Source organism: Caulobacter sp. B11 (assembly GCF_002737765.1).
In the GTDB taxonomy this organism is placed as follows: Bacteria; Pseudomonadota; Alphaproteobacteria; order Caulobacterales; family Caulobacteraceae; genus Caulobacter.
Window position 1 is genome coordinate 1 of sequence record NZ_PEGG01000219.1, and the last position, 6690, is coordinate 6690.

Annotated in this window: 8 protein-coding genes; 5 read left to right on the forward strand and 3 right to left on the reverse strand. The window is 68.3% G+C overall.

The annotated features are described in order from the left end of the window. A partial coding sequence (locus tag CSW58_RS09500) for a S4 domain-containing protein (protein ID WP_255406574.1) occupies positions 1-367 on the reverse strand: 367 nt, incomplete at its 3' end. A 47-nt stretch (positions 368-414) separates the two neighbouring features. Between CSW58_RS09500 and CSW58_RS09505 the strand changes: the two genes are divergently transcribed. Then, positions 415-909 (forward strand): nucleoside deaminase, encoded by a 495-nt coding sequence (locus tag CSW58_RS09505; protein ID WP_099447115.1) that lies wholly within the window; start codon positions 415-417, stop codon positions 907-909. Here the strand turns inward: CSW58_RS09505 and CSW58_RS09510 are convergent. Beyond that, positions 906-1313, reverse strand: coding sequence for a hypothetical protein (locus CSW58_RS09510; RefSeq protein ID WP_099447116.1), 408 nt, complete (start codon positions 1311-1313; stop codon positions 906-908). The genes CSW58_RS09505 and CSW58_RS09510 overlap by 4 nt on opposite strands. A gap of 119 nt (positions 1314-1432) precedes the next feature. Here CSW58_RS09510 and pseB point away from each other — a divergent pair, with 119 nt between their 5' ends. Both pseB and pseC read left to right on the forward strand, forming a co-directional pair. Beyond that, positions 1433-2470 (forward strand): UDP-N-acetylglucosamine 4,6-dehydratase (inverting), encoded by a 1038-nt coding sequence (pseB, locus tag CSW58_RS09515; protein ID WP_099447117.1) that lies wholly within the window; start codon positions 1433-1435, stop codon positions 2468-2470. Further along, entirely contained in the window at positions 2470-3651 is a 1182-nt protein-coding gene (gene pseC, locus CSW58_RS09520) for a UDP-4-amino-4,6-dideoxy-N-acetyl-beta-L-altrosamine transaminase (protein ID WP_099447118.1), read from the forward strand. The genes pseB and pseC overlap by 1 nt, the downstream gene beginning before the upstream one ends. Positions 3652-3729: 78 nt before the next feature. Here the strand turns inward: pseC and CSW58_RS09525 are convergent, their stop codons facing one another. Further along, positions 3730-5439, reverse strand: a complete 1710-nt coding sequence (locus tag CSW58_RS09525) for a hypothetical protein (protein WP_099447119.1) — start codon at positions 5437-5439, stop codon at positions 3730-3732. Positions 5440-5645: 206 nt separating this feature from the next. On the opposite strand from CSW58_RS09525, the gene CSW58_RS09530 reads away from it, so the two are divergent. Beyond that, positions 5646-6356 (forward strand): response regulator transcription factor, encoded by a 711-nt coding sequence (locus CSW58_RS09530; protein ID WP_099447120.1) that lies wholly within the window; start codon positions 5646-5648, stop codon positions 6354-6356. After that, a partial coding sequence (locus tag CSW58_RS09535; protein WP_201721630.1) for a sensor N-terminal transmembrane domain-containing protein occupies positions 6325-6690 on the forward strand: 366 nt, incomplete at its 3' end. The genes CSW58_RS09530 and CSW58_RS09535, both read left to right, overlap by 32 nt.

Below are 6690 nucleotides of genomic sequence, written 5' to 3' on the forward strand. Positions count from 1 at the left end.
GGCGGCCGACCGAAATCAGGCGCGGCAGGTCCTTGGGCAGGGCCGCGAACACCGTCGGGCGTTGCTTGGGGTCATTGTGGGTGGTCATCAGCCCGGTGGGCTTGTGATAGCGGAACAGCCGGGTCGGCTCGCGGTCGGCGACCAACTTGCCATTGACCGTCAGCAGATCGCCGGGGAACACCTTGACCGCCGGGGTGGTCAGGACCGTGCCGTTCAGCACCACCTTGCCGGCCTCGATCAGGCGCTCGGCCTCGCGCCGCGACGACACGCCGGCCCGCGCCAGGGCCTTGGCAACGCGCTCTCCGCCTTCGGCGTCCTGTTCCGGAGCGTCGGCGTCATGTAGGGAGGGTTGGTATTTCTCGGTCATGGGATCCATCTCGGGGCTGGGCGCATCTCACGATGGGCGGTTTTCTAATGCGCACCGATCCCGCGCAGGATCAAGACTTCGGGCACCAGGACCTGGCCATGATGGCCCTGGCGATGGACGAGGCCCGGGCGGCGGCGGCGCGCGGTGAGACGCCCGTGGGCGCGGTGATCCTCGATCCGAAGACCGGCGAGATCGTGGCTCGGGCCGGCAATGGCCCGATCGCCGCCCATGATCCCACCGCCCATGCCGAGATCGCGGCGATCCGCGCGGCGGCGGCGAAGCTGGGCAACTACCGGCTGACGGACCTGACCCTGGTGGTGACCCTGGAGCCCTGCGCCATGTGCGCCGGAGCGATCAGCCACGCCCGTATCGGCCGGGTGGTGTTTGGGGCCGAGGACCCCAAGGGCGGCGCGGTCGAGCACGGTCCGAGATTCTTCGCCCAGCCGACCTGCCACTGGCGGCCCGCGGTGACCGGGGGAGTCATGGCCCAGGAGAGCGCCGACCTGCTGCGCGGCTTCTTCCGCGCCCGGCGAAAAGGCTAGTTCATCATCGCCGAGCCGAGCAGCACCTTGGCGCCCTTGCGGCCCAGGACCTTGTCGGCGGCCTTCTGCATCTCATTGCCCAGATAGTCGATATCGGGGGCCGCGCCGCGACGCAGGCCCGACGCGTAGATCATCAGCACCTGGGCGAAGGCGGCCCGCAGGCGCGGCGTCGAGGCCTGGACGCGCTCCATCAGCACCGGATCATGGGCCTCGATGCCGGTCTCGAGCACCAGAACGCCCTTGCGCCCGTCATTGCGCACGGCCGAGGCGGTCAGGGGCTGCAGCGCCACATAGCTGACCGGTGCGGCCTTCGCGGCCTTGCCCGAATTGGCCAGGGCGGCGGAGGGGGCCAGACTGGCGGCGGCCAGCAGGCAAGCGAGGATCAGGGAGGGGGCGCGGCGCATGGTTCCTTTCTGCACCCACCCAGGTTGACGTCCTCTTTACATCTAAGGCGCAAAAAGGGGCGTTAACCAAAGATTCGCCCGCGCGCGCTCGTCGCCGGGCCGCCCGGGAGGCTGAGAGCTTGGTCCGATTTTCACCCCAGAGCCTGGATCTCGACGGCAAGGTGATCCTGGTCACCGGCGGCACCGGTTCGTTCGGCCGCCGCTTCATCGAGACGGTGCTGCGCCGGGCCAAGCCGCGCAAGGTCATCATCTATTCGCGCGACGAGCTCAAGCAGAGCGACATGCAGATGGAGCTGCGCGAGCAGTTCGACGAGGCGACCTATGCCAAGCTGCGCTTCTTCCTGGGCGACGTGCGCGACCGCGAACGCCTGACCCTGGCCCTGCGCGGGGTCGACATCGTCATCCACGCCGCAGCCCTGAAACAGGTGCCGGCCGCCGAGTACAATCCGTCTGAGTGCATCCACACCAATGTGCTAGGGGCCGAGAACGTGGTCTGGGCCAGCCTGAACAACCATGTAAAGCAGGTCATCGCCCTGTCGACCGACAAGGCCTGCAATCCGATCAACCTCTATGGCGCGACCAAGCTGGCCTCGGACAAGACCTTCGTGGCGGCCAACAACCTGTCGGGCGACATCGGCACCCGCTTCGCCGTGGTGCGCTATGGCAATGTGGTCGGCTCGCGCGGCAGCGTCGTGCCGCTCTATCGCCGGCTGATGGCCCAGGGCGCCACCGAGCTTCCGGTCACCGACCCGCGCATGACCCGCTTCTGGATCACCCTCAATGAGGGCGTCGAGTTCGTGCTGTCCTCGCTGGGCCTGATGCGGGGCGGCGAGATCTTCGTGCCGAAGATCCCGTCCATGACCATGCCCGACCTGGTCCATGCCATGGATCCCAAGGCCGGGGTCAAGGTCATCGGCATCCGCCCCGGCGAAAAGCTGCACGAGATGATGATCAGCGCCGACGACGCCCGCGCCACCGTCGAGCTGTCCGACCGCTACGTGATCGAGCCGACCTTCGTGGAATATCCGCGCCAGCGCTTTGGCCCCCAGGACGGCGCCAAGCCGGTCGAGGAAGGCTTCTGCTACAGCAGCGACAACAATGACGACTGGCTGTCGCCCGAGGGCCTCAACGCCATGCTGGCCGAGAAGAACGACTGATGGCGGACGCCGCGCCGTTCCTGCCCTATGGCCGCCAGACCATCGAGGATGATGACGTCGCGGCCGTGGCGGAGGCCCTTCGCGGCGACTTCCTGACCACCGGCCCGACGGTCGAGGCGTTCGAGACCGCCTTCGCCGCCAAGGTCGGGGCCCGTCATGCGATCGCCGTGGCCAACGGCACCGCCACCCTGCACCTGGCCATGCTGGCCCTGGGGATCGGCGCCAACGAAGGAAAGGAGGGCGACGTCTGTATTGTTCCGTCGGTCACCTTCCTGGCGACCGCCAACTGCGCCCGCTATGTCGGGGCCGAGGTGGTGTTCGCCGATGTCGATCCAGACAGCGGCCTGATGACCCCCGAGACCCTGGCCGACGCGCTGCGGCGCGCGGACGGGCGACGCGTGCGGGCGGTCTTGCCTGTGCACCTGCGCGGCGATGTCTGCGACCTGCCGACCCTCAAGGCCATGGCCCAGGCGGCCGGGGCGGTGCTGGTCGAGGACGCGCCCCACGCCCTGGGCTCGATCGGCCGCTTCGACGGCGTCGACCACCCGGTCGGCGACTGCGCCTATTCCAGCTTCGCCAGCTTTTCGTTCCATCCGGTCAAGACCCTGGCCACCGGCGAGGGCGGCATGCTGACCACCAACGACCCCGGCCTCGCCGCCAGGGCCCGGTCACTGCGCGGCCACGGCATGGTGCGTCCGCCGGGAGCCGATCCCTGGTGGTACGAGATGCCGGAGCTCGGCTTCAACTATCGCATCCCCGACGTCTTGTGCGCCCTGGGCCTGTCGCAATTGGCCAAGCTCGACCGCTTCGTGGCCCGGCGACGGGCGCTGACGGCGCTCTACGAAGACCAGCTTGCTTCGCTGGCCCCGACGGTGCGCCCGGCGACCCGTCCGGACTGGTCTGACCCCGCCCTGCATCTGCTGACCGTGCTGATCGATTTTCCGGCCGCCGGAACCACGCGCCGCGCCGTAGTCGAGGCCCTGAAGGCCCAGGGGATCGGCAGCCAGGTCCACTACATCCCGGTGCACGGCCAGCCCTACTACCGCGAGCGCTACGGCCAGATCGACCTGCCCGGCGCCAAGGCCTGGTACGACCGTTGCCTGACCTTGCCGCTTTATCCGGGCATGGCCGACGGGGATGTGGCGCGGGTAGTCAAAGCGCTGAGAGCGGCGCTGGGCTAAAGCGGCCGGCGGCCGAACCCACGGTCTCGAATAGAGCCATGGCGATCCCCACTCACGTGGCGATCGATAGGCGCGCTCCTAAGCCGCCGCCTGCTGTTGCGCCAGCAGGCCCTTGAGCAGATCCATGGTCTCTGGGGAGCCCTTGAGCGCGTCGCGGGATTCCGGCGCGCGAGCCAGTTTCAGCGCTTCCAGCTTGGCGCGGTCGGCGACGGGTCCGGTCGGACCCGCGTCACCCTGGGCCAGGCGGATCAGCAGCGACAGGCGCTGGGGCAGGGGCGCGGGCGCGCGCACCAGCATGGCCAGCAGGCGATTGTCGGCCTCGACCAGACCGCCGACCTCCCCCAGCTTCTGGCACAGGGGCTCATAGTCTTCGCGCACCAGTCCCGAACGGGCCAGGGACTTCTGCAGGGCCGCCAGGCCGGACAGCTTGGCCGTCGGCGATTCCGGGCCCTGGCGGATTTCCTTCTCGAAGCGCAGGGCGGTGATGTTGGCCCCTAGCCAGCGGGCGGCCTGGCGCTTGTTGACCGCGCCCATGACGTTCTCGGCCAGCCGGATCAGGGTCTGGACCTCTTCGCGGGCGGAGCGGTCGCGGCCGAGAAGGGCCTCGATGAACTCGCCGTTGAGCAGGGTCTTGGAGCGCACGGTGAAGGCGGTGGTGATGTCCTCGGGCGGCAGGAGCCGGCCGGCGGCAGCGGTCAGGCTCATGGCCAGGGCGCGCAGGAACTCGATCTCGGCGTCGGCGTCGGCGGGCTTGAGGCGGCGCACGCCGTTCAGCTCCTTGAGCACCCGACGGGCGATCGCGGCGCGCACATTGGGAAATTCGTTGCTGGCCAGCCAGACGCCCAGCCGCTTGGCGGCCCCGCTGAGCTCCGGCATGCACTGGCGCACGCCCGGCTCGACCTTGATCAGGACCTCGACCTGGGCCCCGCCGGCCAGGCGGGTCATGGCCGCCAGGGTCGAGCCCAGGTCTTCGGCCCCGCTGAGCAGATCGGCCATGCCGGCCTTTGAGCCGATGATCTCGCCCAGGGGCTGTTCCAGGGCGTGAAGCGCCGCGGCGCGGGCCTTAGGTTCGGTGGGGGCCGCATCGGCTAGGTCGAGCAGACGGATGATCTTGCCGGCCCAGGTCGTGGCCGGGGCGATCGAGGCGGCGACGCCGGCCCCCAGCAGAAAGGCGCGGTCGGGATCGCTCGCCAACCGCTCGGCCGCGCTGGCGAAGCCTTCCTTGTCGAGATCGGGCAGCAGGCCCTTCTTGGCGGCCTTCATCAGCTGGGCCACCGAGCGCTCGACCAGGCCCTGGAAGGTGCGGATCAGTTCGTGAACCGACATGCCGCGGGCTTCAGCCTCGGGAATGGCGATCTTTTGCAGGGCGTGTTGCAGGTCGGTGCCGGAGGCTTCCAGCCGCTCGACCAGGTCGGGACGATGCAGCAGCTCGAACGGCGTGGCGTTGTGGCGCGCCAACCAGCCCTCGAGCAGGCGGCCGATCCGTTCGCGCGCATGGGCGGTGTAGAGGTCGGCCGGCTGGACGCAGAGCGGGTCGAGGTTCTCGACCTCCTTCTTGGCCTTGCCGCCATCGACCTGGCCCTTGGTGAAGATCGAGATCGAGCGATACTCGCGGGTCTCGGGGTCCAGGGTTTCCTTGGTCACGCGAACGGCGATGGCGCGGCCAGAGACCAGCACTTCCTCAGCGGCCTGCAGGGCGTTGGCGCGCACCTCGCTGGCCATCTCAAGGGTCCATTGCGCGCCGAGCTTGCGGCGCACAAAGAGTTCGTAGTGGGTCTGGTCGCTCATGGGCTAAATGCTCCCCGAGCCGCACTTATGGCGTGTGACACCTTAAGGCCAAGTTGCCGACGTGGCGGCGAGACCTCGGTTGATGCCGCAATGGCGCCATGTCGAAGCCGCAAAAGGCTTGGAAAGCTTGACCGCCCCGCGCGTTGTAGGGAGCGGCGCTGATCGATAGGATCAGCATCGAAGTGACGGAAGGACCAGACGGCTCTATGGCCGAAATCACACTCATCGACGATGACGAGAATATCGTAGCCTCGGTCTCCCTGGCTCTGGAGAGCCATGGCCACACGGTCAAAGCCTATTATGACGGGGCCTCCGGGCTCGAAGCCGTCGAAGCCGAGGCCCCGGACCTGGTCATCCTGGACGTCAAGATGCCCCGCATGGACGGCATGGAGGTCCTGCGCCGCCTGCGCCAGACCTCCGAGATCCCGGTCATCATGCTGACCTCGAAGGACGACGAGATCGACGAGATCCTCGGCTTCAACCTCGGGGCCGACGACTACATGCACAAGCCCTTCAGCCAGCGCCTGCTGCTGGAACGGGTCAAGGCGGTGTTGCGCCGGGCCCGGCCGGAGGAGGAAGACACCTCGGGCATCGCCCCCGGCGCGCCCGGCTCCAAGGTGATGAAGCGCGGCAAGCTGACGCTCGACTCGGCGCGACATGACAGCCTGTGGGAAGGCAAGCCGGTCCGCCTGACGGTCACCGAGTTCCTGTTGCTGCAGTCCCTGGCCCAGCGACCCGGCTTCGTGAAGAGCCGCGACAACCTGATGGACGCCGCCTACGACGATCAGGTCTATGTCGACGACCGCACGATCGACAGCCACATCAAGCGGATGCGCAAGAAGTTCCGCCAGGTCGACCCGGAATTCGATTCCATCGAAACTCTGTATGGCGTCGGCTACCGCTATCGCGAGTCCTGAGCCCGGTTCGCCGCGGCGTCGGTGGGCCTGGCCGCGCGGATCGCGGCTGGGCCGACTGATCATTGGCCTCAATGTCCTGGCCCTGGCGATCCTGCTGGGCGGGGCCTTGATCCTCAATGAGCTGCGCAGCGGCCTGGTCAATGCCCGCATCGACAGCCTGACCACCCAGGGCGAGCTGATCGCCAATGTCATCGACCGGGCCGCCACCGTCGGCGAGCCCGAGCCGTTGCTGGAAGCCGACCGGGCCAGCGATATTTTGCAGCTGCTGTTCATCCCGCGCTCGCAGCGGGCGCGGCTGTTCGACGCCCAGGGCAACCTGCTGGCCGATTCCTAT